The 24,049-nt window shown below is 64.0% G+C and carries 26 protein-coding genes; 12 read left to right on the top strand and 14 right to left on the bottom strand.

The genetic code is table 11. The features are described from left to right. Positions 1-9 precede the first annotated feature (9 nt). The 3 genes from ROV93_RS10230 to ROV93_RS10240 all read right to left on the bottom strand — a co-directional run bounded on the left by ROV93_RS10230 (position 10) and on the right by ROV93_RS10240 (position 4,207). Positions 10-1,881, bottom strand: a complete 1,872-nt coding sequence (locus ROV93_RS10230) for a DNA cytosine methyltransferase (RefSeq protein ID WP_072167693.1) — start codon at positions 1,879-1,881, stop codon at positions 10-12. Between the two features lie 1,255 nt (positions 1,882-3,136). Continuing rightward, a complete protein-coding gene (locus tag ROV93_RS10235) occupies positions 3,137-3,505 on the bottom strand; it encodes a hypothetical protein (protein WP_072167694.1) in 369 nt (122 codons plus the stop codon). 486 nt (positions 3,506-3,991) lie between these two features. Continuing rightward, complete coding sequence (locus ROV93_RS10240; RefSeq protein WP_176698780.1) at positions 3,992-4,207, bottom strand: hypothetical protein; 216 nt, start codon at positions 4,205-4,207, stop codon at positions 3,992-3,994. 213 nt (positions 4,208-4,420) lie between these two features. Here ROV93_RS10240 and ROV93_RS10245 point away from each other — a divergent pair, with 213 nt between their 5' ends. From ROV93_RS10245 to ROV93_RS10270, 6 genes are all read left to right on the top strand, one after another. Next, on the top strand, positions 4,421-5,020 hold the full coding sequence (locus ROV93_RS10245) for a hypothetical protein (RefSeq protein WP_072167696.1): 600 nt from the start codon (positions 4,421-4,423) through the stop codon (positions 5,018-5,020). A 4-nt stretch (positions 5,021-5,024) separates the two neighbouring features. Continuing rightward, positions 5,025-5,999: a lytic enzyme gene (locus tag ROV93_RS10250; RefSeq protein WP_219629309.1), complete on the top strand. Its 975-nt coding sequence runs from the start codon at positions 5,025-5,027 to the stop codon at positions 5,997-5,999. A gap of 151 nt (positions 6,000-6,150) precedes the next feature. After that, positions 6,151-7,077: an XVIPCD domain-containing protein gene (locus tag ROV93_RS10255; protein WP_111201265.1), complete on the top strand. Its 927-nt coding sequence runs from the start codon at positions 6,151-6,153 to the stop codon at positions 7,075-7,077. After that, the gene (locus ROV93_RS10260) at positions 7,074-7,706 is read left to right on the top strand and encodes a hypothetical protein (RefSeq protein ID WP_072167698.1); all 633 of its coding nucleotides are present in this window, start codon (positions 7,074-7,076) and stop codon (positions 7,704-7,706) included. The genes ROV93_RS10255 and ROV93_RS10260 overlap by 4 nt, the downstream gene beginning before the upstream one ends. A gap of 2 nt (positions 7,707-7,708) precedes the next feature. Further along, positions 7,709-8,722 carry an XVIPCD domain-containing protein gene (locus ROV93_RS10265; RefSeq protein ID WP_072167699.1) on the top strand — a complete coding sequence of 338 codons (1,014 nt, stop codon included), beginning with the start codon at positions 7,709-7,711 and terminating at the stop codon, positions 8,720-8,722. A gap of 185 nt (positions 8,723-8,907) precedes the next feature. Beyond that, positions 8,908-10,053, top strand: a complete 1,146-nt coding sequence (locus tag ROV93_RS10270) for a YncE family protein (protein ID WP_072167700.1) — start codon at positions 8,908-8,910, stop codon at positions 10,051-10,053. Between the two features lie 68 nt (positions 10,054-10,121). Here the strand turns inward: ROV93_RS10270 and ROV93_RS10275 are convergent, their stop codons facing one another. Both ROV93_RS10275 and ROV93_RS10280 read right to left on the bottom strand, forming a co-directional pair. Beyond that, positions 10,122-10,514, bottom strand: coding sequence for an XVIPCD domain-containing protein (locus ROV93_RS10275; protein WP_072167701.1), 393 nt, complete (start codon positions 10,512-10,514; stop codon positions 10,122-10,124). Between the two features lie 75 nt (positions 10,515-10,589). Continuing rightward, the gene (locus ROV93_RS10280) at positions 10,590-11,069 is read right to left on the bottom strand and encodes a nuclear transport factor 2 family protein (protein ID WP_072167702.1); all 480 of its coding nucleotides are present in this window, start codon (positions 11,067-11,069) and stop codon (positions 10,590-10,592) included. Positions 11,070-11,296: 227 nt separating this feature from the next. Between ROV93_RS10280 and ROV93_RS10285 the strand changes: the two genes are divergently transcribed. Continuing rightward, entirely contained in the window at positions 11,297-12,109 is an 813-nt protein-coding gene (locus ROV93_RS10285) for an alpha/beta hydrolase (protein WP_072167703.1), read from the top strand. Positions 12,110-12,402: 293 nt separating this feature from the next. On the opposite strand, the gene ROV93_RS10290 is transcribed toward ROV93_RS10285, so the two are convergent. Further along, positions 12,403-13,083 carry a hypothetical protein gene (locus tag ROV93_RS10290; RefSeq protein ID WP_072167704.1) on the bottom strand — a complete coding sequence of 227 codons (681 nt, stop codon included), beginning with the start codon at positions 13,081-13,083 and terminating at the stop codon, positions 12,403-12,405. Between the two features lie 134 nt (positions 13,084-13,217). Between ROV93_RS10290 and ROV93_RS10295 the strand changes: the two genes are divergently transcribed. Continuing rightward, a complete protein-coding gene (locus ROV93_RS10295) occupies positions 13,218-13,862 on the top strand; it encodes a hypothetical protein (RefSeq protein WP_080376928.1) in 645 nt (214 codons plus the stop codon). 64 nt (positions 13,863-13,926) lie between these two features. Then, positions 13,927-14,895, top strand: a complete 969-nt coding sequence (locus ROV93_RS10300; protein WP_072167706.1) for a polysaccharide deacetylase family protein — start codon at positions 13,927-13,929, stop codon at positions 14,893-14,895. A 3-nt stretch (positions 14,896-14,898) separates the two neighbouring features. Here ROV93_RS10300 and ROV93_RS10305 read toward each other — a convergent pair whose 3' ends face one another. The 4 genes from ROV93_RS10305 to ROV93_RS10320 all read right to left on the bottom strand — a co-directional run bounded on the left by ROV93_RS10305 (position 14,899) and on the right by ROV93_RS10320 (position 17,529). Further along, positions 14,899-15,804, bottom strand: a complete 906-nt coding sequence (locus tag ROV93_RS10305) for an MnmC family methyltransferase (RefSeq protein ID WP_176698782.1) — start codon at positions 15,802-15,804, stop codon at positions 14,899-14,901. A 1-nt stretch (position 15,805) separates the two neighbouring features. Beyond that, complete coding sequence (locus tag ROV93_RS10310; RefSeq protein ID WP_072167813.1) at positions 15,806-16,183, bottom strand: hypothetical protein; 378 nt, start codon at positions 16,181-16,183, stop codon at positions 15,806-15,808. 115 nt (positions 16,184-16,298) lie between these two features. Then, entirely contained in the window at positions 16,299-16,967 is a 669-nt protein-coding gene (locus ROV93_RS10315; protein ID WP_141653576.1) for a hypothetical protein, read from the bottom strand. A gap of 145 nt (positions 16,968-17,112) precedes the next feature. Further along, entirely contained in the window at positions 17,113-17,529 is a 417-nt protein-coding gene (locus tag ROV93_RS10320) for a hypothetical protein (protein WP_072167708.1), read from the bottom strand. A 90-nt stretch (positions 17,530-17,619) separates the two neighbouring features. On the opposite strand from ROV93_RS10320, the gene ROV93_RS10325 reads away from it, so the two are divergent. Then, positions 17,620-17,904 carry a hypothetical protein gene (locus tag ROV93_RS10325; RefSeq protein ID WP_005415073.1) on the top strand — a complete coding sequence of 95 codons (285 nt, stop codon included), beginning with the start codon at positions 17,620-17,622 and terminating at the stop codon, positions 17,902-17,904. Positions 17,905-17,990: 86 nt separating this feature from the next. On the opposite strand, the gene dmeF is transcribed toward ROV93_RS10325, so the two are convergent. Beyond that, complete coding sequence (gene dmeF / locus ROV93_RS10330; RefSeq protein WP_072167709.1) at positions 17,991-18,953, bottom strand: CDF family Co(II)/Ni(II) efflux transporter DmeF; 963 nt, start codon at positions 18,951-18,953, stop codon at positions 17,991-17,993. A gap of 50 nt (positions 18,954-19,003) precedes the next feature. On the opposite strand from dmeF, the gene ROV93_RS10335 reads away from it, so the two are divergent. Then, entirely contained in the window at positions 19,004-19,288 is a 285-nt protein-coding gene (locus ROV93_RS10335) for a metal-sensing transcriptional repressor (protein ID WP_072167710.1), read from the top strand. On the opposite strand, the gene ROV93_RS10340 is transcribed toward ROV93_RS10335, so the two are convergent. Next, the gene (locus tag ROV93_RS10340) at positions 19,276-19,662 is read right to left on the bottom strand and encodes a MerC domain-containing protein (protein WP_180890745.1); all 387 of its coding nucleotides are present in this window, start codon (positions 19,660-19,662) and stop codon (positions 19,276-19,278) included. The two genes, ROV93_RS10335 and ROV93_RS10340, sit on opposite strands and share 13 nt — an antisense overlap. 68 nt (positions 19,663-19,730) lie before the next feature. Between ROV93_RS10340 and ROV93_RS10345 the strand changes: the two genes are divergently transcribed. After that, complete coding sequence (locus ROV93_RS10345) at positions 19,731-21,056, top strand: GTP-binding protein (protein ID WP_180890744.1); 1,326 nt, start codon at positions 19,731-19,733, stop codon at positions 21,054-21,056. 143 nt (positions 21,057-21,199) lie between these two features. Here ROV93_RS10345 and ROV93_RS10350 read toward each other — a convergent pair whose 3' ends face one another. Continuing rightward, a complete protein-coding gene (locus ROV93_RS10350; protein WP_072167814.1) occupies positions 21,200-22,807 on the bottom strand; it encodes an ATP-binding cassette domain-containing protein in 1,608 nt (535 codons plus the stop codon). Between the two features lie 254 nt (positions 22,808-23,061). Next, entirely contained in the window at positions 23,062-23,961 is a 900-nt protein-coding gene (locus ROV93_RS10355) for a LysR family transcriptional regulator (RefSeq protein ID WP_072167815.1), read from the bottom strand. Between the last annotated feature and the right edge of the window lie 88 nt (positions 23,962-24,049).

Here is a 24,049-nt window from a genome sequence, read left to right on the forward strand (position 1 = left end):
ATATCCCTATCAATACATCTCGTCATTGCGAGGGCTCAACACGTTCTGAAGAACCGTCTGCCGCCTCTTTACTGAGAAGTTCATCTGCTTTCTATGAGGGAGAGTGAAGGGGTATGCCACCATGTACTTATCTTTAGGCATCGCAATGTTAGTTTCAAAGCAGCGGATGTCGAATCGATACCCTCTCAGAATCTCTACTATATCAAGAAAATTATTCGTGCCAAGGGATGATCCGAAAAGATCCGTCAAGTGAGATCTTTTCAAGTGGGTCGAACAATTCTCAAACTTTGAGCAGTGCTTGGCAAATGTCGCGATAGGATGAGTCGAGTGGGTAACAAAATTATCAATTTCGAAAATCGGGTGCGGTTCAGTGAAGTGGCCGTAGAGCTCGAAAAGCGAATGGAAATTACTGGATCTGATGACCCAGTCGTCGATCGCGTTCCACATTGTTTGGATTGAATGAGGCGACTCGCCGAAAACTTCGATGCGAACGTATCCATCTGTGGGGTCACCTTCAGATGTCGGCATAATTCCGGGTAAGCGCATCGTCATTTTCGCGAATAGCTTCTTTGAGCCATCCGATCGAACAGATATCTTTACGCCATCCTTTACTCTTGTGACTTTGGTGTTCTTCTTTCCGGCAGGAGCGAGTGTTGGTTCAATTCTGGTCTCGTAGTCGAATATAGAAAATGAACTTGCCATGGCCCCCTTAGATTCGTCTACGATTGCGTGCAGCCTTCTCGTATTCCTCGCCTTGGCACTTTTTCTCTTATCGAAGCTGAGCGGCGCATCTGCAGGCAGGAGCTCAATGCCGGTGTCTATGTCAAAAATCTGGGTGGCAATAGATTGTGCAAGGGCGAATGCAATCTTCGGGCTTACAGAGTTTCCGATTTGCTTGATCGCATCGGACCTGGATCCCGTCACGATATAGTCATCGGGGAAGCCTTGAAGGCGCTTGTACTCGGCCACAGAAAAGTATCTGCTATCCCAGTGAAACGGTCCGGTGTACTTTCCGGGGCTTGCGATTAGTGTCTTAATTGGGAGATTGGGGTCGGCTTTGTAGAGAAAGTCGGAGAATCGTGACCTATAAGCGAAGACCGGATTCGGATAGCCTCGCTTCGACGTGAAGTGAAGATAGTTGCTACCCGGGGGGACGAGCGGAAGCAGATGGGCGTACTTGCCATCTTTGAGGCACAGTGCGGCAACATCCTCAGTTTGAACTACTCCCTCAAGAGCTCTGCCGGCGGTGACATGGGGCTGCCCGCTTTGGGAGTCTGGTCCAAATAGGGGGGCAGGGAAAAGGAAAGAGCGATCGGCTCGATGACCGACCAGAAATAGTCTCTCTCTCTGCTGAGGAGCGCCGTAATCAAGTGCGTCTAGAACCCTGAAGCTAATTGTATAGCCGAGCTCTTTGAAAGCCTGCTGAATTCGCGCCCAATCTTTTCCCCCATTCGTTGCTAGGATGCCGCGAACGTTTTCGAAAAGGAATCCCTTGGGTTTTAGCCAGGATAAGACACGACAATAGGCCTCGAACAGGGTCCCTCTGGAGTCCAGTGTTCCGGCCGCGCCTCCAGCTCTACGTCCAGACGCTGAAAATGACTGGCAGGGAGGACCGCCAATAACAAAATCAATATCCGAAGGTAGGTCGCTCTGCTTCAATGTGCGAATATCTGCACAAACGACTTCTGGTGCCGATTGGATTGATTTTGATGAATTGGCTCTGATGGTCTCAGTACACTGGGGTATGAAGTCTGTAGCATATACGACGTCAAATCCTGCTTGGTCGAATCCCAAATCGAGGCCGCCTGCGCCAGCGAAGAAGGCAGCTACTCGAACTTTTGGCTTTGACTTGGAGCGGGCAGTGTTAACTACGGATTTCATATATCAAAATATCCATTATAGTTTTTTATCTGTAGCAGTGGGTGCCGGCTGATAGCCATCTTCAGTCAAGTTGACGTCATGAACGTAAGATCTCATGAATTCTCTTAGGACCTGAGCGGCACAAGTGTTATGAAGCCTGCACTTATGCACAAATGCCTTCCGAAGCTCGGGTTCCAATCTGATTCGCATCCCTACATCTTTCATTGGGTGTTCCAAATGGATACACATTGTGTATCCATCTTATCACTACACCGCCCCGCATTCCAATACGGCTGGGGGCAGTGTCAAGTGCTCGATGTTGATTGGAGGAGACAATTCTCCGCCTAGGGAGTCTCATAAGCGGAGACCAAAGTCGTGTGCGCGAAGGATTGATATTGCGTCTCCACATCTTTAGGTCAAAACGCTTGGGTCGATGAGTCCCGACACCAGTGGATCTGCGGGAGGGGAGGAGGGCTCCTCGAGAAATACCGCTGAGTCAGGCCCTAGTGCCAAGCTGGCAGCGCCATCGCACGGAAACGAGCCCGCAATACGATGCCCCTAAGGCTCGCGCGTACGCTTAAATCTTGGAGATCTTGGTTGCCAACTGCAGTCGTTGGCTATGCGCTTTCTGATAATGAATTTTGCGATTTGCTGGCCATCGCATGTCTGGCAATTGCGAGGACTCGAAAATGATTCCGAGCTTACTGCCTCTGCGGATGACGGCATTGGCCAGCGTTGAGTCGAGACGGCTGGTGCAATTTCTGAGTGAAGTATGTGGGGTGAACTGCTCCAAGCTCACGGTGCGTGAATGCAGTGCGCCTTTGCTATCAATGCGCTATTGAGAGATTGCGCAGCTACTACTGTTCAATGGGAAATTGTGCAGCGAAGCGAATTCAATTTAACTTGCATAGTTCGTCATCAGCAATCGCGGCGACGAGTCATGCGATTGTACGTTGGATTCCCCGCGGCAGGCCGCAGCGAAAGCCATCGGACCTAAGTTCCAGAATGCCTGATGCTGTATCGGCGGTCATCTGGCGCAGAGCGATTTTATGACGGGCAAGTATATTGTCGGAGGCAGCTGAGTAGTTGCTCTTTCCTAACCCTTCCTTTTGACTAGGGATAATGAGAGCTCCGCCTACCCTCCTCGCCGCAAGACAGTTGGAGGCCGTAAAGCACTATCAAAAGTTCGCAGTTCGGCGAGCAGGAAAGGCCGTTCGCCTTCCGATAGCTCATTAGCGGCGCGCTGCCTATTGTCTGAAACTCAGATCCTCCGGCTCTACTCCGGCACGTGCAACCGCTCAGTCACCTGTGCAGTCAACGCCACACACGCCATCTTCAACCCTTCCATCACCCGATCCCCCAGATACTCCTCGGGCGCACCGTTCTGTCGAGTGCGCTCCGCAGCCAGCATCAGCTCCGCCACCACGCGCAGACCCGCCAGCGCGCAATCCGCGTCCGCCAACTGAAGACGCCGCCCGGGCAGTTGATGCCGCTCCGGCCAAGGCTGGCCGTCCGCAGCCGCACCAGTTCCGATGCGGTGCAGCGTGGCGACGAAGGCGTTGGGATCGACGGATGGTTCGCGCTCGGGTTCGGCGTTGTCCGGATCGTACTGCGCGTGCAGGGAACGGAAGTCCGATGTGTTCATGGCAATGCTCCGTACAGGACAGACAGCAGCGCCACCGATAAAAGTGGCGGACGATGCGAGGCTCGAAAACCGGTCAACAACCAATCCGGCGGGTCCGAAGACCCCCACGCACCGCCCGCCATGGACCGCGAACGGATTGCCAGCCGGCGTCACACGAACGTGACGCCGGCTGGCAAGCGCAAACACATGGTTGTTGACCGGGTTTTCGACGCCCGTGCCACCCTGTGTGAGGTGGCATGCCAAGGTGTACTCGCATGGCTGCGAGATGCCAAGAAACCGTAGGCCGCAGAGGCCGCAAATGCTGACGCTTACGGCATTGTTGCATGGCGCACGCGCGACAGAACCCTTGCGGTGCAGCGGTTGTGGCCGTTGTTAAGCTACCGCCCGAATGCGCTTCAAAAAGTACGGTTTGCAGCCGTGTAGGATCCCAAAAGCGACACCTAGCCCGCCGAGCTGATACGTGCAGCGGGCCGATTGCGACACAGCTTAACTTTCCGACGCCACGCACGGCCGTGGCCACAGCGCATCGTCGCGCTCCAGGTCGTAGTCGCTGCCGAACGCCAGTGCTGCTTCGCGAGGCGGAAGGTCTGCGTAGCAGCCCAGCAGGTACTCATCCATGCCGGCATCGCTATGGTCGATGGCGAACAGGTGGAGAAGCTCATTGTCGAACGCTTCCAGCCATGCGGTGTCGATCCTGGTCATGGTCATCCTCCCGAGTGCAGGAATAGTGCCCGCACCATCGCATGCCTGCTAACACCAGAACTGCCCCGCGCAATGTTCGTCGGCAGGCATCCCAATTCCGCCACGCGGCAATGTGAAGCCAGTTCAGGTCCTGCCGGCCGGTGCGGTGTATAAACTGCAGGCAAGTGAGTGCCCGAATGTGAGGAACGGATGCGACACCTACTGAGGCCATGGATGGTACTGCTGCCCCTGCTTGTGGGTGGCTGTAGCGCCCAGGCACCCCAGATCTATGGCGATGGTTTCCCCGTCGCCAAGCCTATGGACCTGGTCCATGCAGGTGCGACGGTAGAGGCGCGTTTTGAGCTGCCACCGCCTTGGGAGAAGGATCCCAAACCTCGCACGTTCCTGATCGGTTTCCGTACCGGTGGGCCTGCCAAGCGTCCGGACATGAAGCCGGGCGATGTCGCCTTCCTTGAAGACGCCCGGATTCCCCTGAAGGTGCAGCTGTGGAAGCTGGACGGCGACGCCGAAACGCCCATAGCACTACAGGTATTGAATCGCGATCTGCCTGCTGTCTGGCAGGGCAGCCGATATCAACCGGCCAAGGGCGATGTGTACGAATACAGGAGCGCCGTCGGCGCGGATTCGAACAGTCTGGTCAACGCAGGAAAGTACGATATGGCCCTGGCCTACAGGGAATATGAGGTGGCCCGTGCTGATTCCGGGGATCTGACGGCCGGGAAGTACCGGCTGAAGGTGACCAACCTGCAGGGCAACCCGGAAGTTGCACATCTCAACTTCGAGCTTCTCGTCGCCAACTACAACGTGAAATAGGACTATGGACAGTCAATCGAACAGTGCAGCCGCACCCCAGGAAGGCAATAAGGGGCCTTATACCGTCACGGTCTACCTCGCTGCCCCGGGCACACCTGTTGCAGGCAAGGATGGCACGACCCACTCATCTTCGGCGGGCCATGCCTACTTCATGGTTGCCGATGGTGACAAGAAAGACGGATATGGGTTCTCGCCGATAAAAACGGGGATCACCGGGCCTGGGCACGTGGTGAAGGGGGAGTTCGAGACCTACCAGAACCCTCGGTTCTCCTACACGCTCGAGATCACCAAGGATCAGTACGACAAATTGAAGGCGTACGGCGAGGCGAGCGTCAATCGCGATCAGGAGCGCTTCAATCTCTATTACAACGGTTTGTCGAACAGCTGCGTCGATTACGTGTGGACGGGCCTTGGTCAGGCCGGCCTGCGGCCCAAGTTAGAGAAGCCCGATCCCAGCTTCGAAGGGACGATGAAGGTGCTTCCGAATATTGATGCGCTGAAGAGCATTCCCAAGCCGTTCCCCGATAGCAAGCTCAATTCGACGCACGAGAATCCCCTCCCCAAGAAGCAAACCACGTTGCAGAAGCTGTTGACCGAGGTGGAGGGTGAGCGGCGGCCGCAAGAGCGTTTGGCTGCGCTGTCGCCGGAATCGCAGCAGCTGTTTGACCGCATGCGATCGGAGCTGCCTGAGAAGGTGAGCGATGCGCAGGTGATGTCAGCGATGGTCGCTGCGCGGGAGAACGGCATTCACCAGCCGCGACAGCTGCGCGATGTGGTGCTGCAGGAAGAGAAGATCTTCGTGATGGGCACGACGCCTGGCTTCAGGGCCATGGTGGATCTGAACCAGCCTCAGCAAAGCCTTGAGGAGGGGGTGGCCCGCAGTCAGCAGATCGACACGCGAGTGGCCGAACAGACCCGTCAGGAAACGCAGCAGCGCGAGGCGGTGGCCCAGACGTCCGGCGGCATTCAGATGGGCTAGTGCCGCCACCCGCGAGTGTTCGGGGCGCTGGTACTGCACGCTGGCTCACATATTCAGCTAGTCGCGATCGGTCGCCTCTATCCACCTGCCCACCATCCCACCTATGCCATCATCCATCCAGGACCGCAGCACCCATCAAGGCTGAACAGGCATGGAGCAGGCAACACGCTACACCGCAACCCTTTATCTGGCCGCGCCCGGCACCCCGTTGAAAAGTGGGGGCATCTCGCCGCGCGGCCACATGTACCTGCAGGTCGCTGCGGGCGACGAGGCCCACAGCTACGGCTTCGCGCCACCGCGCCACGCGCCGGGTGAAACCCGCACCGGCGTGCAGTACGCACAGGTGCGCCACGACGATGCTGACGAGCATCTGGACCCTTACTACAGCCGCACCCTGGAAATCACCGAGGAGCACTACGGCTGCCTGCGTGATTTCGCCGAGGAACCGGCCGAGTTCGAATTCGATGTGGACCGCCCGGCCACCATCAACCGCTGCAGCGATTTCGTCTGGGCGGCGCTGCACTACGCTGGCCTGCATCCACTGCCGGCGACGCTGGATGGCGGCAGCAACCTGGGCGAGTTCGCGGTGCTGTTCAACCTGCCGGAGATCCAGTGCATTGCCGCGCCGTTCCCGGGCAGCGACCTGAATGCCGAAACCCACCACGCGATGCCCGAGCGCGAGGCCGAGCATCATCGCCAGGGCGACCGCGCCAGCGATGAGCCGCCGCCGACGCCGATTGAAGTGGCCGGCACGCTGCTGGACCCTTCGCATCCCGACCATCGCCTGTTCTCGCAGCTGATCCAGAAGGTGGCCGAGCTGGATGCCGCGCATGGCCGCCCGTTCGATGCGGCCAGCCAGCGCATCAGTGCCAGCCTGCTGGTGCTGGCCAAGCAGAACAATCTCTCGCGCGTGGACCACGTGCTGCTCAGCCGGCCGACGAAGAGCAGCCATGCGGCGGAGAGCATCTTCATCGTGCAGGGCGACCGCAACGACCCGGGGCACCGCCGCGCCAGCATCGCCACCGAGGTGGCGGCCAAGACCGATGTGGCCGATTCGCTGCGGTTGAAGGAGCAATGACGCGGTCACTGCGGCGGGGGCTGGTACTGGCGGTGCTGGGCGCGCTGGCGGCATGCCGTGCGTCACCAGCGCCTGAGGTTGCGCCGTCCCTGCTGACGCGCGCACAGGCCGAGGCCCGCACGGTTGTGCCGCTCACGCGGGCCGTGCAGTTGCAGAAGGCCGGTCGGATTGCCGAGGTCACGTTTGATTTGCCGGCGCCCCAGAAGCCGGCCATTCCGATCCTGAACATCGGGTTGCGGCTGCAGGATACCGATGCGCGACGGCTGCTGGATGCTTCGGAGAAGATCACGCTGGGACGGCTGCCAACGCGGCTGCGCCTGGAGCGTATTGATGGCGGTGCACCTGGTCCTGTGCAGCTCTGGCAGCGTACTCGCGATGGACGCGATTCTCAGAAAATCGGGGAGGATGGCGTGGTAACAGACCTGACGACGGGGAGCGTGGACATCAACAGCTTGGCCGAGGCCGGGTTGTACTCTGAAGAGGTGCTCTATCGCACGTTGCAGTTGGCGCAGGTCGGAGGCATTGCACCCGGGCGCTACGTTCTGCGGGTGGACCTTGTGGAGGATCGGCCCCGGCTGGAAGGCCTGAAAGCAGAACTGATCGTTGGCTACCAATCACTAGGAAAGTAGACATGCACAAGGACGATGCCGAACGCTACAGCGTAACCATTCATCTGGCGGCCCCCGGCACGCCGCGCTACGGCCGTGATGCTGAGGGAAACAGGTTTCTGCTGGAGCCATCGTTCGCGGGGCACATGTTCCTGTCGCTGCGCCGTTCGGGTGAACCCTTCCCGGAGAGCATGGGTTTCACCCACGCAGGCACCAAGGACGAGCCGAACAGGGGCAAAGTCGATGACATGGATGTGTTGGTCTACGACAAACCCCGCTTCGAGCGCACGATCGAGATCAGCAAGGCGCAGTACGACCGCATCCTCGAGTTCTCGGCGAACCCGAAGAAGCACGGCTTCGACATGGAGTACGACTTCTTCTCCAACGCCTGCACCGATTTCGCATGGGGTGCCCTGAACCACGCTGGGCTGCGCCCGGTCGGGCTGGCCGGGGAGATCACCAACTACGAGGGCGCTACCAGGGTCCTGGACAACATCCGCGCGGTCAATGCCATTCCGCAGCAGGTGAAGGGCAGCGAACTGGACAAGGTGCAGTGGAACCCGATGCCGAAGCAGACCTTCCGCGAGTGGATGTTCACCGAGAACGGCGAGCAGTGGCGCGGCAACAGTACGCTCGCGGCAAGCGGCACGCCCGCAGACCCGGCGCACGACGATCATGCCCGCCTCAACCAGATCCACCAGCAGGTAGCCGACCTCGGCGCTTTCGGGGCGCGCAACGGCAATGTCAGCGCCAGCCTGCTCGCGCTGTCGAAGGAGCAGCAGTTCTCGCGCGTGGACGAGGTGGTTCTGGGCGAGCAGCGCGGTGATACCGCACCGAAGCTGTTCATCGTGCAGGGCGACCGCAGTGACCCGGCACACCAGCGCGCCAGCATGCCGGCGGAGGTGGCTGCGCAGGCACCGGTGGAGGCCTCGTTCGATCGGGTCGCGCAGTTGCAGCAGAATCAGCGGCAGGGAGACGCGCAGCGCCTGCAGGAGGAGCAGCAGCTTCAGCAGAGCCACGGCCCACGGATGGCATAGCGGCGGGCGCAGCATCGAGGTCGAGCGTTGGCCATGCCCGCGACGGCGCACGCCACGCCCCCCACCTGCTACCATTCCCCCGCATCCCCAGCCAGCCCACCCCGCGCAGACAGATGCGGGGCGGGCCGTCGCAGTACGGCCCAGCGAGCCAGGACACCTTCCCGTGCCCATTCAAGGACGCTCGCATGTTCCGTACTCCTCTCTTCCGCTCGGCCGCCCTGGCCGTTGCCGTTTCGCTCAGCCTCGGCGTGCCCTCCGCGTTCGCCGACAACGCGCCCGCCGCCAGTGCCACCACCGCCGTGCAGCGCCAGGCCGTGGCCAAGGGCCTGTACGAGCTGGCCTACAGCCCGAAGCAGAACGCCGTGTTCGTGGCCTCCTCTGGCGGTTTCGGCGATGACGCCGGCCCGGCCCAGGTGCTGCGCCTGAACCCGGCCACGCTGGCCGTGGAAACCCGCATCCCGCTGGAGCGCAAGGCGTTCGGCGTGGTGCTGGATGACGCCCACGACCGCCTGTACGTGGGCAACACCGTGGACCTGTCGGTGACCGTGGTCGACACCGCGCAGAACAAGGCCGTGGGCACCATCCAGCTGATGGAGAAGAAAGCCGGCAAGGACGGCAAGGCCGCCTACACCCACGACCTGCGCGAGCTGGTGGTCGACAGCGCGGCCAACCGCCTGTACGTGACCGGCCACAGCAGCCAGCCGGACGTGAGCAGCGTGCTGTTCGTGATCGATACGAACACGCTGAAGGTGATCAACACCATCGACGGCCTGGGCAATGCCAAGGCGCCGGGCCTGGCACTGGATGCGGCCAACAAGCGCGTCTACACCAGCAACCTGCTGGCCGACCTGGTGGTGGTGGGCACCGATTCGAACAAGGTGGTGGCGCAGCACAGGATCGCCGCCGAGCAGCCGATGAACATCGCGCTGGACCCGGCGGGCAAGCGCCTGTTCGTGACCGACCAGGGCTCGGAATTCCTGCGTGGCTACCAGGCCAAGAGCAGCGGCCTGGTCAGCAAGCATCCGGGCCAGCGCGTACTGGTGCTCGACCGCAGCACCGGCAAGGAGCTGGCCAGCATCCCGACCGACGCCGGCCCGCTGGGCATCCTGCTGGATGCACCGCGCAAGCGCCTGTACGTGACCAACCGCGAAGCGGGCACGGTGACGGCGTACAACAGTGACAGCTACCAGAAGGTGGCCACCTACACGGTGCCGACCCACCCGAACAGCCTGGCGCTGGATGCGAAGAACAACGTGCTGTTCGTGAGCATCAAGAACGGCGAGAAGGATGACAAGGGCGCTGACGAGAGCGTGGCGCGGATCCAGCTGTAACAGCGGTGCACAGGCTGTAAACGCAGGGGCAGGGCGCAACGCGCTGCCCCTATTTCATGCCGCAGCGTTTACCCCAGCCGCGGCGCGGGGTTCTGCATTTCCTGCGCCTGCGCCTCAACCTGCTGCTGCACACCCAACCCCAACTTCTGCATCGACTGCTCCACCGGCGTCTGCGCCGCCACCGCGGTCGGCATCATCGCGCGCAGGTGCGCTGGATTGGCCGGGTCGCCCTGCACCACGAAGATGTTGTGTCCGGCCGGGTGCTGGGCCGTGGCGTTGCTGACCAGCACGTGGTCGACCTGTTGCAGGCCCTGCTCGCGGGCGAGCACGGTCAGGCTGGCGGTCAGGCGCTCGCTGGTCTGGTCGAACGCACGGCCATGCTGGGCGTCCAGTGCGGCCACGCCCTGACGGATCTGCTGGTTGAGGCCGTAGTCGGGGTGGTTGGGGGTGATCTCTGCCATGGCGATCGAACGGTAGCGGTGGGTCGGGGTGAACTCTGCCAGTATAGATCCGGCCGGTGAAGGGCGCCGGAAAGGTCAGTCCGCCGGCCGATGGTCATAGCTGATCACCCGTTCGGCCAGCCAGTGCCCGCCCACGCGGCGCCAGACCTGGATGAAGCGGGCCTGGCCGGTCCAGTGTTCCACGCCGTCGTTGCCGCGCTCGTAAAAGCGGTGGTCGCCGATTTCGAGCGCCCGCTCATCGTGCAGCGGAAACACCTGCAGCGAAGATTCCACCAGCTCGCGGCGCAGCTGCCAGCCACCCTCGCGCGCGCTGCTGCACAGGTTGGCCACGCTGTGGCGGAAGTCCTCGCGGCTGCTGGCCGACTTGCCATCCTTGTCATGGAAGAACTCCATGTCGTCGGTCGTCATCGCCGCAGCCTTGTCGGCATCGCAGGCCTCGAAGGCCGCAGCGAAGAGCTGGGTATCGGCCTGGCGGATCTGCACGCGCAGGGTGTCGGCGGGCGCTGGCGCGGCAACGAGGCCGGCGGCCAGCAAGGGCAGGGTGAGCAGCAGCATGGTGAGGCTCCAGGGAGGGTTCACGCAGGCTCGCATGGCGTTTGGGCCACTGCAGCCGGCTTCCGACGAAACGGCCCTGCCACGGAATGAATGCCCATATTGGCGGCCCGGTTCCAGCCTTGAGGCCGTTGCCTGTGCAGGGGATGTCATGAGCGGCCGGGATTCCCTCACGGCCGCCACAGGTGACGGCCACTAGCCTGAAATCCTTCCCTTCCACAGGAGCGCCCATGCCTGCTTCCCGCATCCGCCTGCACGTTGAAGACACCGGTGGCGATGGCCGCCCGGTCATCCTGATCCACGGCTGGCCGCTGTCCGCCGATGCCTGGAAGACGCAGGTGGCGATCCTGCGCGACGCCCAGTATCGGGTGATCAGCTACGACCGGCGTGGCTTTGGCCGCTCTGACAAGCCGGCCGAAGGTTATGACTACGACACGCTGGCGGCGGACCTGGCGGGGTTGATCGAGGAACGTGACCTGCGCGACGCCACCCTGGTCGGTTTCTCGATGGGTGGCGGCGAGGTGGCGCGCTACGTGGCCAACCATGGCCAGGATCGCCTGCACAGTGTGGTATTCGCGGCCGCTGTGCCACCGTTCCTGCTGCGCAGCGACGACAATCCGGAAGGTCCACTGACGCAGGCCAAGGCCGATGAAATGCGCAGCGGGTTGGAGAAGGACCGCGAAGCGTTCTTCGACGGCTTCACCCGCGACTTCTTCAGCGCCAACGGCCAGTTGATGGTCACCGAGGAGACGCGCCAGGTGGCGATCGCGCTGTGCCATCAATCCGACCAGGCGGCGGCGCTGGGCTGCATGAAGGCGTTCGCCACGACCGATTTCCGGGATGACCTGAAGAAGATCACGGTGCCGACCTTGATCCTGCACGGCGACAGTGACGCCATCGTGCCGTTCGAGGGCTCCGGCCAGCGTACCCACAAGGCCATCAAGGGCAGCGAAGTGGTGATCCTGGAGGGGGCGCCGCACGGCTGCAATACCAGCCATGCCGACCGCTTCAATCTGGCGCTGCTGAACTTCCTGAAGCGGTAAGCTGCGGCGATGCGCGAGCCAAAGACACCCCCGTGGAAAAAGCCCAGGCCCAAAGGGCAGACGTCGCAACCGCTGTCGGATGCGCAGAAGGCGGCGGCACGGCAACGTGCCGAGGAAAACGGGCGGCGGTATCCGAACCTGGTGGACAACATGTGGGCGGCGAAGCTGCCGCGTGGGTCGTGATCCACAACCTGGGTGTGGGCTTGATGTAGAGCCGAGCCGATGCTCGGCTGGCGCGCGCAGCGCGTGCCATCCGGAGAAGGGGCAAAGGGCAGCGGAGCATGGGCTCGGCGCTAAGGGCCGGGCAGTGGCTGCCAGCCCGACTCCCGCCATGGCGCTACGTCGCGCCTCTGCACGTTGATCGCCTCGACCGGCAATCCTGCCTGTCGCGCCAGTTCGGCACGCAGTACTTCGCTGTCCACCGGCAGTGCGATGGCCACCTGCAGCTTCTCGCCCTGCTGACGGACCTGCGTGGGCACCACCGCATGGGCTTCATGCTCGCCGCCGGTGCGAGCAATCCGATAGCGCATCGCCACGGGCCTTCCCAGGTGTGCCAGTACAGGGCGCCATGCCTGCAGCACGACAGGCTGTGCCGCTGCGGGAACCCGCACCTCGATGATGGTTCCCGGGTAGCCCATGACATTGCCCACCAACACCTGGAAGCGCGCGCCATCGGGGATGGCGACCACAGTGGCGGCCAGCACGCCTATCGACAGGACAGCTGCGGCGAGGCGCCAACTGCGCGGCGCGGCGGCGGCGCGGGTCGCCGTGCGCAGCCCCGGCTTGCGCCGCAGCTTGCGCGCGTAGATGCGCCGATCCTTCCTGCGCGGGCTGCTGCTGTGCGCCGGCAGGTTCAACGGGACGCGTGGCAGCCGGGCGACGCGCGCGTCGATCAGGCGCGCGAGCAGGTACCACGCGAGCACGAATGCCAGCAGGGGCAGCAGCGTTCGTACGGTCAGGTACAGCATCACCATCGGGAATACCAAGGAAATTTCGCATTCAAACAACCGTGCCATCGTAACGGCGCTGCGTGGTGTGTGTCGCATCCGCCAGCCGACACGTGCGAAGCGCTTGGTTAGGATGGCTCTTTGCTGTCATGGATGAACCGATGAGCGCCGCCACCTCCCGAATCCGCCGCATCTGTGGGCAGGGGCCGATCCTGTTGATGCTGCAGTGGGTGGCGCTGCTGTCTGTGGTGCTGGCTGCCGGCTTCTTCCATTACCGTGTGGAGCTGTTGCTGGAGCCGGTGACGGTGGCCTGTGGCGGCCCGGACGCGCAGGCGCGATCGAAGGTTGCCGAACAGGTGATGGCGCGTGTGGGCGCACTGGATGACTGGCAACCCCTGGGCTGGATTCCATGGGTAGGCGTGGTGCTGGCGTTGCTGGGGGCCATGGCGGTGTGCGCAAGCCGTGCGCTGTGGCTGCGCGATCGGCTGCGCACGGCGAACGTGGCGCTTATGGTGCTGCACGGTGGTGCACTGGCTTTGGCCGGATGGGTCCTGCACCTGTACGAGAATGCGTGGAGCAATGTGGCGCGGCTGTCACCCACGGCGTGCCTGGTGGAGCTGGTGCCGGAGGGTGATGTACCGCTGGAGCAGGCGCAGCGCGTGGTGTTCCACATCCTGACGCGGGTGAACGCGCCACTGCTGCGCAATCCGGATGATCTGGCGCTGGTGTTGACGGTGCTGTTGTTGGCCGCGATGGCCGGCGGCGTTGCCCTGTGGCGCGCGATCGCGTGGGCCCGGGCGGGCTGAGCACGCTCGGCGGCGCGCGGTAATCGCGCTACAGTCGACGCCTCGCCACTCCAGGGAAGACCCGATGCGCTTGTTGCTGCGTGCGTTGCCGTTGTTGCTGTGTTCGCTGGCGGTACACGCCGCCGAGGTGGACCGTCGTATCGCGGTGACCATCGATGATCTGCCATGGGCACGGCTGGACCAGATCGTGCCGCCGGATCTGCAGGCCCGGCACGAAGCGTTGATGGCCCAGCTGCGCGAGGCCGGCGTGCCGGTGGTGGGCTTCGTCAACGAGAACAAGCTTGAGGTGAATGGACAGGTGCAGCCGGCGCGGGTGCAGATGCTGCGCGACTGGCGCGATGCGGGCTATGTGCTGGGCAACCACACGTACTCGCACATGGATCTGAATGCGAAGGGCGTGGCGGCGTTCCAACAGGATTTCCTGCGCGGCGAGACGGCGCTGCGGCCGCTGCTGGCCGAGAAGGGGCAGGCGCCACAGTGGATGCGCCACCCCTACCTGCGCGCCGGGCGCACTACGGATGAGCGCATGCAGATGGATGCGTTCTTCAAGCAGCATGGCTACCGCGTGGCGCCGGTGACGGTGGACAACGGCGAGTGGGTGTGGGCGTTCGCCTATGCCAACGTGATGAACGCGCAGGCGGATTCGCCTGCACGCGAAGCGACGTTGGCGCAGCTGCGCAAGGGCTACGTGCCGTACATGCTGAACAAGCTGGATTACTACGAGAAGCAGTCGCAGGCGCTGCTGGGGTACGCGCTGCCGCAGGTGTGGCTGATGCACGCCAATGAGCTCAACGCGGCGACCTTTGCCGAACTGGTAGCGGCCACGAAGCGCCGCGGCTATCGCTTCATTTCACTGGACGAAGCGATGCGTGACCCGGCGTATGCGCGGGGTGCCGAAGGCTACAACGGCCGCTATGGCCCGAGCTGGCTGCATCGCTGGGCGATGGCGGAGAACAAGCCGAAGGACTTCTACGCCGGCGAACCGGAGGTGCCGGCGTGGGTGATGAAGCTGGCCAAGGTTGATTCGGAGTGAGGCTCAGCGCTTGACGGCCAGCACGCCGTCGAGCGCCAGTTCGGCCTTGAAACCAGCCTTTTCCAGGCGTTTGGCCACTTCACGCGGCACGTCGCGGCCGCTGGTCAGCTTGTTCGGCGCGCCGGTGTAATGGAACAGGCGACCGCCCTTGCGGATGACGCGGGCGAGGTGGTCGTAGAACACCTGCGAGTACAGCTCGCCGGCGATGCCGAAGCGCGGTGGGTCGTGCAGGATTGCGTCGACACTGTTGCTGGCCACCAGTTCGATCTGCTGCGAGACGTCACCGTGGCTGAACTGCAGGCGGCCACCGGCGGCAGCAGAGTCTGGATCCGGCGACCACGGGTTGAGCGTGCGCAGCCACATCACATCGGCGTTCTTCTCGAACGAACGGATCTGGCCGACACCGGCTTCCAGCGCGCAGGCGGCGAAGTAACCGAGGCCACCGCAGGTATCGAGGATGACCTTGCCGGCCGGGGTGACCAGCTCCACCTTGCGGCGCGCATCCTCGAACGGTGACAGCTTGGAGGTCGGCAGCATCTTGATGCCGTCGATCTCGAAGGTCGGCGCGCCCCATTCGGTGGGCACCAGCTTGATCAGCGAGCCGCTGTAGCGCGAGATCGGCGCGAAGTCCTCGCCATCCCAGTAGTACAGCGTGCGGTCCTTCAGCTTGCCCGGCCAAGGGTAGGGCTGGCCCCGGAAGTGGAAGCCGTCCGCATCCAGCGCCACGCTGTCCTGGCTGCGGCCGAGGTCGAGCGAGCCCTGCCAGTCGACGGCGCCCTTGTCATGGGCACGGCGCAGGGTGTCGGCGCTGTCGCGGGTCAGCAGGGGGCCGGTGTAATGGGGCACGGCGGGTACCGGGGCGGTTCGGGGGAGGGCATGGTACCGCAGCTGTTGTAGAGCCAAGCCCATGTCAAAGTAGATCCACGCCATGCGTGGATGCAGGTGGCGAGGCGTCGAGCGTGGGCCCGACGCTACCGCTGGTACAGCTATAGCCGTGCGCGGTCCCTTCCCCCGCGATCATGCCGACGCCACGCGACGGCTGCATGCCCTGCCGCGCGCACGATCGGCGATGGACCTCCTGGGTTTGCGGTGGCTGCCGATCGAAGTCGTAGCGCATGCGGCCGTCCTCCTGCAGCAGCCAATGCACGGTAACGCGCTCATGGCGACCATCACCGAGATCCCAGTCCAGGGTGCGCATGATCAGGGTCTGGCCATCGGGCAGCTGCCGGACTTCGTCATAGGCCCCCTGAGACTGTATTGCACCGGCCATCAGCAGGAGGGGCAGCATGTTCCAATATCCAAGACTGAATGTCATTTCGTCAGTCCTTTGCCAGTGAGTAGATGGCGTTGATGCATGGACGAGAGATGCCCTGCCTTTGGGCATGGGCATCTCCCTCTAGGAGCTATTGAGCGAAGATCGTCCCTCTATTGGTGGCACATTGCTTGGGGATGCAGGTCTCCATCATGGTGTTTGCAAACTTGGACTGCGAAAAATAGCAATTGACGCCAAACTGGGTTCTGCCTCTGAACGGCCCAGCGTAGTGGTCGATTTCCTGTGCAATACAGCGTCCATTGTCCACGCTGAGGGTTGAACGTCTCATGCCGCCAATAGAGCTCTCCCAACTCCCGCTCCCAATGGGAAAGATATTCTGACCAACGGGTACCCGACCACTTGGTGCAGTCGCCGTTGCCCAATCAATACTTTTCACAGGGTCGGCAGGGGGCGCGGGATCATCGCTGTAGCAAGACCAGCCGGTGGAGGGACCCGACAACGTCATGGTCCCGCTTGAGGGTGTCATTTCCACCGACTCGCAATAGGCTTGGTGATAGAGCTGCGTGGCTCTACTCTGGTCTTCATAGCGATAGCTGAGTCTCCCAAAATCATCTTGTTTCAGGCGCTGTGTCACGTCCACGATGCCGCCATTGAAGTCTGGCCAGCTGCTTGTCCTATCTACGCTGACACTTCCGTCTGGATTCGCGACTATGACATCTATGCTTAGGCGCTCGCTAGCGCCAATGGCGGTCGCGGGCAGAAAGGCCGCTATCAAAAAGTCGAATTGCTTCAACTTCATGTCTCAGCTCCTCTTTTGGGATGGAGAGCTGATGCTGAACTGAGTTCTGGTCGCCCGACGAGATACCTATCCAGTTATCTTTGTTTTGAAAATTTTCTTATGTTTCAGACTGTTAACCACGAAAGAAGCTGTCGCAAACGTCTGCTCAAATGCACTTCACCGCATACACCGGCCCTGCGCCGATCAGCATCAACGCCATGTAGTCACTATCGCTGGCCTTGCCCTTCAACGTCGCGTCCTTGTTGAAGTGGAAGATGCCGAAGCCACCGGCCATGCGGATCAACGCGCTGTCGATCTGCTCGGCGTCATCGCGGAAGTAGCGGCTGATCTCGCTGCGGGTGGCCTTGTGCAGCGCATTGGGCTCGCGCTGCCACTGGTCGCCGCGGCTGAAGGAGACGAAGTACTGGCCGCCTTCCTTGTCGATGCGGAAGTCGGCCGGCTTGCGCGCGCCGGTGGCGAAGCAGCCCTGCAGCGGGTCGGCGGAAAACGGAAGCCCGGCGTCACTACTGCAGGCGGTGAGCAGGAGGAGGGCACCGGGCAGCAGCAGGCGGAGCGTGCGCATGGGATGTCCCTACAGGGCAGGTGCGGCTAGTGTAGGCGGCATGCGGGCGTGGCCCGTACAGAAATTCGGCAAGGACACAGGGGTTTTCGGATGGCGCAGGGCAAGGCACCGTGGTGCGGCGTGGCCAGTTGGCTGGGTATTGCAGTGGGGTGGGGGGCAGGCACCGTGGCGGCACAGGCAGCGGTCGCTGCGGGCGGCAATGGCATGGCCGCAGGGCTGGGCGTGGGCGTGCTGGGTGCGGCGCTGGTGGGCGGCGGCCTGGCCGTAGCCTCGCGCGTGCGCGGTGAGCGCTGGCCGTGGATCGGCATCGGCGGTGCAGTGCTGAGTGCGCTGCCGCTGCTGATGTACCTGCTGCGGATGATGCTGAAGCTCTGACTGTAGAGCCGAGCCCGTGCTCGGCTGATGGCCTGCGACAGCCGAGCATGGCTCGGCTCTACAGATTCGACCGCAGTCGCGCAGGATCAGCTGCGGTGGATCTCCACCGTTACGTGCACCAGCTCTTCATGGATGGCCAGCGCGTTGCGCACGGTATCGGCATCCAGCGTGGCGTCACTGGTGACCACGCTGGCGCTGACCGCGTACTTGCCGCGACCCACCTGCCAGACGTGCAGGTCGGCCAGGCGCGCCGGCCACGGGCCCTGTTCGATCACTTCGCGTACTTCGGCCACCACCGGCGAGTCCATCTGCGCGTCGAGCAGGATGCGGCCGCTGTCGCGCAGCAGGCCGATCGCCCACACCGTGACCAGCACGGCGCCGACCAGGCCCATCACCGGGTCCAGCCAGGTCAGGCCCAGCAGCTTGCCGCCGAGCAGGGCGATGATGGCCAGCACCGAGGTGGCGGCGTCGGCCAGCACGTGGACGTAGGCCGAGCGCAGGTTGAGGTCGTGACCGTGCGCATGGGTGTGATCGTGGTTGTGGCCGTGGTGATGGCCATGGTCATGCCCGTGGTGGTGATGCGCGTGGCCCGGGCTGTCGTGCAGCCACCAGGCGCACAGCAGGTTCACGCCCAGCCCGACCGCAGCGATGGCGATGGCTTCGTTGTAGTGGATCGGTGCCGGTACCCACAGCCGCTCCAGCGATTGCACCGCCATCAGCGCGGCGACGCCAAGCAGGGCGATGGCACTGGTATAGCCGGCCAGGATCTCGATCTTCCAGGTGCCGAAGGCGAAGCGCGGGTCGTGCGCGTAGCGGCGCGCGCAGCGGTAGGCGAACACTGCCAGGCCCAGCGCGAGTGCGTGCGAACTCATGTGCCAGCCGTCGGCGAGCACGGCCATGGAGTTGAACCACCAGCCGCCGACAATTTCCACCAGCATCATGCTGACGGTGAGCCACAGGGCGCGGCGGGTATTGCGTTCGGCCAGCGGGTTGCCGTCGTCGAAGCGGTGTTCGTGGCGACGGGCGGCGGCGAGGGCATCCAGGTGCATGGAAAGACCAGAGGGTGGAAGGATACCCCCATAGGGTATACGATGCGCCCATGACCCATGTACACAGGAATCGAAAGCAGCTGCTGACCCGGGTACGCCGCATCGGCGGCCAGGTGGCGGCGTTGGAGCAGGCGCTGGACAGGCCGGAGGGTGAGGCCGGCGACTGTGCGGACGTGCTGGTTCAGGTTGCCGCCGTGCGCGGTGCCGCCCACAGCCTGCTGATGGAGCTGCTGCACGAGCATCTGCAGGAACATGTGGTCGGCGCCGAAGACCCGCAGCAGCGGGCGGCCGAGGCCGAGGTGCTGGTCGAACTGCTGCGCCGCTACGGCAAATAGCAAGGGTAGTGCCGGTGCCGCGCGTTCCAGATGTGCGTGGCGGCCAGCAGCAGGCTGCCGGTGACGGTCACCGGTGTTTCCCAGTCGTGCGAGGGCAACGCCAGCGCGCCGGCCAGCAGCAGGCCAAGCCCGGAGCCGGCGGTGGCCCAGGCCAGCACCGGCAACGGATGGCGGCGCTCCGCCCGCCATAGTGCATACCCGGTCAGCGGCAGGGCGATGGCCACGAACAGCAGGTGGACCCATTCCGCTTCGGCCCAGCTGCCGAACAGCGGCAGTGCGGCGGCAAGCAGGGGCAGCGCCAGGCAGTGCAGCAGGCACAGGCTGGACAGCGCGACCGCGCCGGCATCGAGCAGGGCGGCAGACGGCGACTTCATCGGGGACGTTCCTTGCGAAGAGAATGTTATACAGTAACATTTCCGTTCCGCAGCCAATCTGCTCCGACATGAACACTGTTTCCCGCGCCGACCGTCGCCTTCCGGTCACCGTGCTGTCCGGCTTCCTCGGGGCCGGGAAGACCACCCTGCTCAACCAGATCCTGCGCAACCGCGCGGGCCTGCGTGTGGCCGTCATCGTCAACGACATGAGCGAGGTCAACATCGATGCGCAGCTGGTGCGCGAGGGCGGCGCCGAACTGCGCCGAACCGAAGAGACGCTGGTGGAATTCAGCAATGGCTGCATCTGCTGCACGCTGCGCGATGACCTGCTGCAGGAAGTGCGGCGCCTGGCCGACGCCGGTCGCTATGACTACCTGTTGATCGAGTCGACCGGCATCGGTGAACCGATGCCGGTGGCGGCCACGTTCGCGGTACGCGACGAGCAGGGCTTCAGCCTGAGTGACATCGCGCGCCTGGACACGATGGTGACGGTGGTGGATGGCAGCGCATTCCTTGCCGACTTCGGCTCGACGCTGCGCCTGGCCGAGCGCGGGCAACAGGCCGGGCCAGATGATGATCGCGGCGTGGTCGACCTGCTGTGCGAGCAGGTCGAGTTCGCCGACGTGATCGTGGTCAGCAAGGTCGACCAGGTGGATGACGAAGTGCTGCAGGACACGCTGGCCGTGCTGCGCGGCCTGAACCGCGACGCGAAGCTGCTGCTGTCCCGCTTCGGTGACGTGCCACTGGCCGAGCTGCTGGACACCGGCCGCTTCGACTACGAGCGTGCGCAACATGCGCCGGGTTGGGTGAAGGAACTGCGTGGCGAACACACGCCCGAAACCGAGGAGTACGGCATCGCCAGTTTCGTCTACCGCTCGCGGCGACCGTTCCATCCCGCGCGCTTCGCCCGCGCGCTGCAGTCGGGGATGCCCGGCGTGATCCGCAGCAAGGGCTGGTTCTGGCTGGCCAATCGCATGGACTGGGTGGGTGAGCTGAACACCGTGGGCGCCGCGACGCGGACGCAGGCGGCGGGGTTCTGGTACGCCGCGCGTGATCGCGTGCGGGCTGGGCTGGAGGACACCGCGCCACTGCTGCCGCCCACGCCGCTGCCCTACAGCGACCTGGGCTGGGCGCGGCAGCAGGCTGACTGCTGGAGCGCACCGTTGCCGGGTCTGGAAGACTTCCCGGATGCAGCCGCGCATTCGGCGATGCAGCGGCTGTGGCACCCGCTGTGGGGCGACCGCCGCCAGGAGCTGGTGGTGATTGGCGTGCACATGGATGAGCGCGCGGTGCGTGCGGAGCTGGACGCGTGCCTGCTCAACGACCAGGAACTGCGTGCGGGGCCGCTGCTGTGGCAACAGTTGCCGCAGGCATTCCCGGTATGGAAGCGGTGACGGTGCACTGAGGATCTACGGATTGCCGGCCAGCGGCCGGCACTACCCTTGGTCGATAGGCCATGCATGCATCCACGCATGGCCTATCCTGTAGAGCCGAGCCGACGCTCGGCTGCTGCAGTAGGTCCACGCATGGCGTGGATCTACAAGGCGTCACGCCACTGCCACCCCCCGGTGCCCACCTGCAGCACGTGGGTCGGCCGCAACGCCTGCAGCAGGTGCCGGTCGTGGCTGACCATCAGCAGCGCGCCCGGCCATTCCGCCAGCAGTTCTTCCAGTGCCTGCAACGCGCTCAGATCCAGCGCGTTGCCCGGCTCGTCCAGCAGCAACAGCTGCGGTGCGGGATCGGCATACAGCACGCTGGCCAGCGCGCCTTTCACCCGTTCACCATCGCTGAGGCTGTGGGCTGCACGCTGGATGCGCTGTGCGTCCAGCCCGAGCAGGGCCAGCCGTGTGCGCAGTTCACCCGCATCCGCCACCGGGTTGGCGGCCTGCACGGTGTCGAGAATGCTGCGTTCGCCGGACAATCCCAGCAGCTGCTGGTCGAGCAGCGCCAGTGGTGCATGACGCTGCACGATGCCGCTGCGTGCAGGCAGCTGGCCGGCCAGCACGCGCAGGAGCGTGGACTTGCCACTGCCGTTGTCACCGACCACGGCGATGCGCTGGCCGCGGCGGATCTCCAATTGCAACGGTGCACTGCAACCCTGCGGCAGCACCAGCGACTCCGCCTGCAGCAGACGTGCGTTGCCGCGTTCACCGTCACCGGCGAACAGCGCCAGCTCCGGTGTGGCGTGAACTGCCGAAGCCGCTGCGCGCAGCTGGTCGGCGCTGGCCTGCAGACGATCGGCCTGTACCTGTTGCGCGCGCCCGTGGCTGGCCTCTGCACGCTGTTTCTGCCGGCCAAGCAGGATAGGTGCCTGGTTGGCCTGCTTCGCATCGCGATTGCCACGTGCCTGGCGCTGCTGCTGGCGTTCGTGCTGCTCGCGCGCGCTGCGCTGTTGCTGCCGGTGCTGGGCGCGGGCGTGGTCGAGCTGTGCGGCGGCCGCTTCGCGTTCGGCGGCCCGCGCGTCGGCGTAGTGCTGCCAGGGGCCGCCATAGCGATGCAGCCCGCGCGCGTCGAGCTCGACGATCTGCTGCATCTGCGCCAGCAGCTCGCGATCATGGCTGATCACCAGCAGGCCGCCGCGCCACTGCTGCAACCGTTCGTACAACTGCTGGCGATGGCGGCCATCGAGGTGGTTGCTGGGTTCGTCCAGGATCAGCCAATCGGCGCCGCTGGCCCAGGCGCCGGACAGCGCCACCTGCATGGCCTGGCCGCCACTGAGCCGCGCGGCGGGTTGGGCGGGATCGAGATCGTCGGGCAGGCGGAGCGCCTGCCATTGCTGCTGCAGGCGCTCGCGCAGATCCCAATGGTCGCCGACGCAGGCGAAGTCGGCCTCATCCACGCTGCCGGCTTCGATGCGTTGCAGCGCGGCCAGTTCCGCGCCGACGCCGGCCAGTTCACCGACCGTGCCGGCGGGTGGATAGCCGGGCGTCGGCAACAGGAATACGCGGCCGCTGCTGCGCACCTGCCCGTTCTCTGGCCGCACCCGACCGGCCAGCAGGCGTGCGAGCACGCTCTTGCCGGTGCCATTGGCACCGACCAGGCCGGTGGCGACCGGATCGAAGGAAAACGAAAGATCGGAAAACAGCGGGCGGCCGTCGGCCAGCCGATACGACACGCGATCGAGCGTGAGGGAATGTGTGGTCATGCGACCTCCATGGATGCCGGGTTCTCCCCTGCGCGCAGGGGCGGGAAGAGTCAGGCCGTCTGTTGGGAAGACGGCGGCATCAATGGCGCATTGGTCGCGAGCCTCTGGGAGGAATGAGCGGCCAGTATAGCGGGGTTGGCTGAATGGCTGCGTGCAGCTGTAGAACCGAGCCACGCTCGGCTGATCTTCGCTTGGGGTTCCGGTGAGTCGAGCATGGCTCGACGCTACAGGAACCATCCATGCCTGGCGTGGATCTACGGCACGGTGTCCAGGCGGGCGCCGACGAAGTCGATGAACACCCGCAGCTTCGGCAGTACGTGTCGGCCCGACGGCCACAGCAGGTGGAAGGTGCCGCAGGAGTGCACATGATCCTCCAGCACGGTGACCAGGCGGCCGTCGGCCAGCGCTTCGCGCACCGAGTGCACCGGCACGAAGGCCAGGCCGGTACCGCGCAGCGCCAGCGCCACCCGCGCCTCGATGGTGTTGGCCACCATGTGCACCGGCAGCTCCTGCGGTGTTTCGTGGTCGGGCCAGTGGATCGGCCACGGCTCCAGCTTGCCGGTGCTGGGGAAGCGGTAGTGCAGCAACGTGTGCTGCAACAGGTCGGCCGGCGTGCGTGGAACGCCGCGACGCTGCAGGTAGCCCGGCGCGGCGACGACACGCCGCGGGAACACCCCCAGCCGGCGCGCGTTCATCCGCGAGTCGCTGGGTTCGCCAACGCGCAGCACCGCATCGAAACCTTCCTCGATGACATCGACCAGCCGGTCGCTGAAATCCAGGTCGAGGCGGATGTCCGGATACGCGGCCATGAATTCGGCCATCAACGGCAGGGTGAGGTCACCTACCAGCGGCAGGCTGATCCGCAGCGTGCCGCTCGGTGCAGCGTGCGGTTGCGCCAGTTCGGTGCGCGCGGCATCGCGTTCGTCGAGGATGCGCCGGCAGCGCACCAGGAACAGCTGGCCCTCGGCGGTGAGGGTGATGCTGCGCGTGCTGCGGTGGAACAGGCGCACGCCCAGTGCGTGCTCCAGCCGCGCAACGCACTTGCCGGCGGCCGAGGCCGAGATGCCCTGCAGGCGCCCGGTCTCGACGAAGCTGCGGGTGTCGGCGGCGTGGACGAAGGTCTGCAGGTTGGCGAGGTTGTCCAGGACTGACATGGGCGTACCGGCAATGAAAACGGCAGGGGAGGGGCGGGTGATCGCGGCACGCGGCGCGGCCATCGCAACACTGTGGTGCGGGGCCTCG

It is taken from the genome of Stenotrophomonas maltophilia group sp. msm4, from assembly GCF_032025605.1.
In the GTDB taxonomy this organism is placed as follows: domain Bacteria; phylum Pseudomonadota; class Gammaproteobacteria; order Xanthomonadales; family Xanthomonadaceae; genus Stenotrophomonas; species Stenotrophomonas sepilia.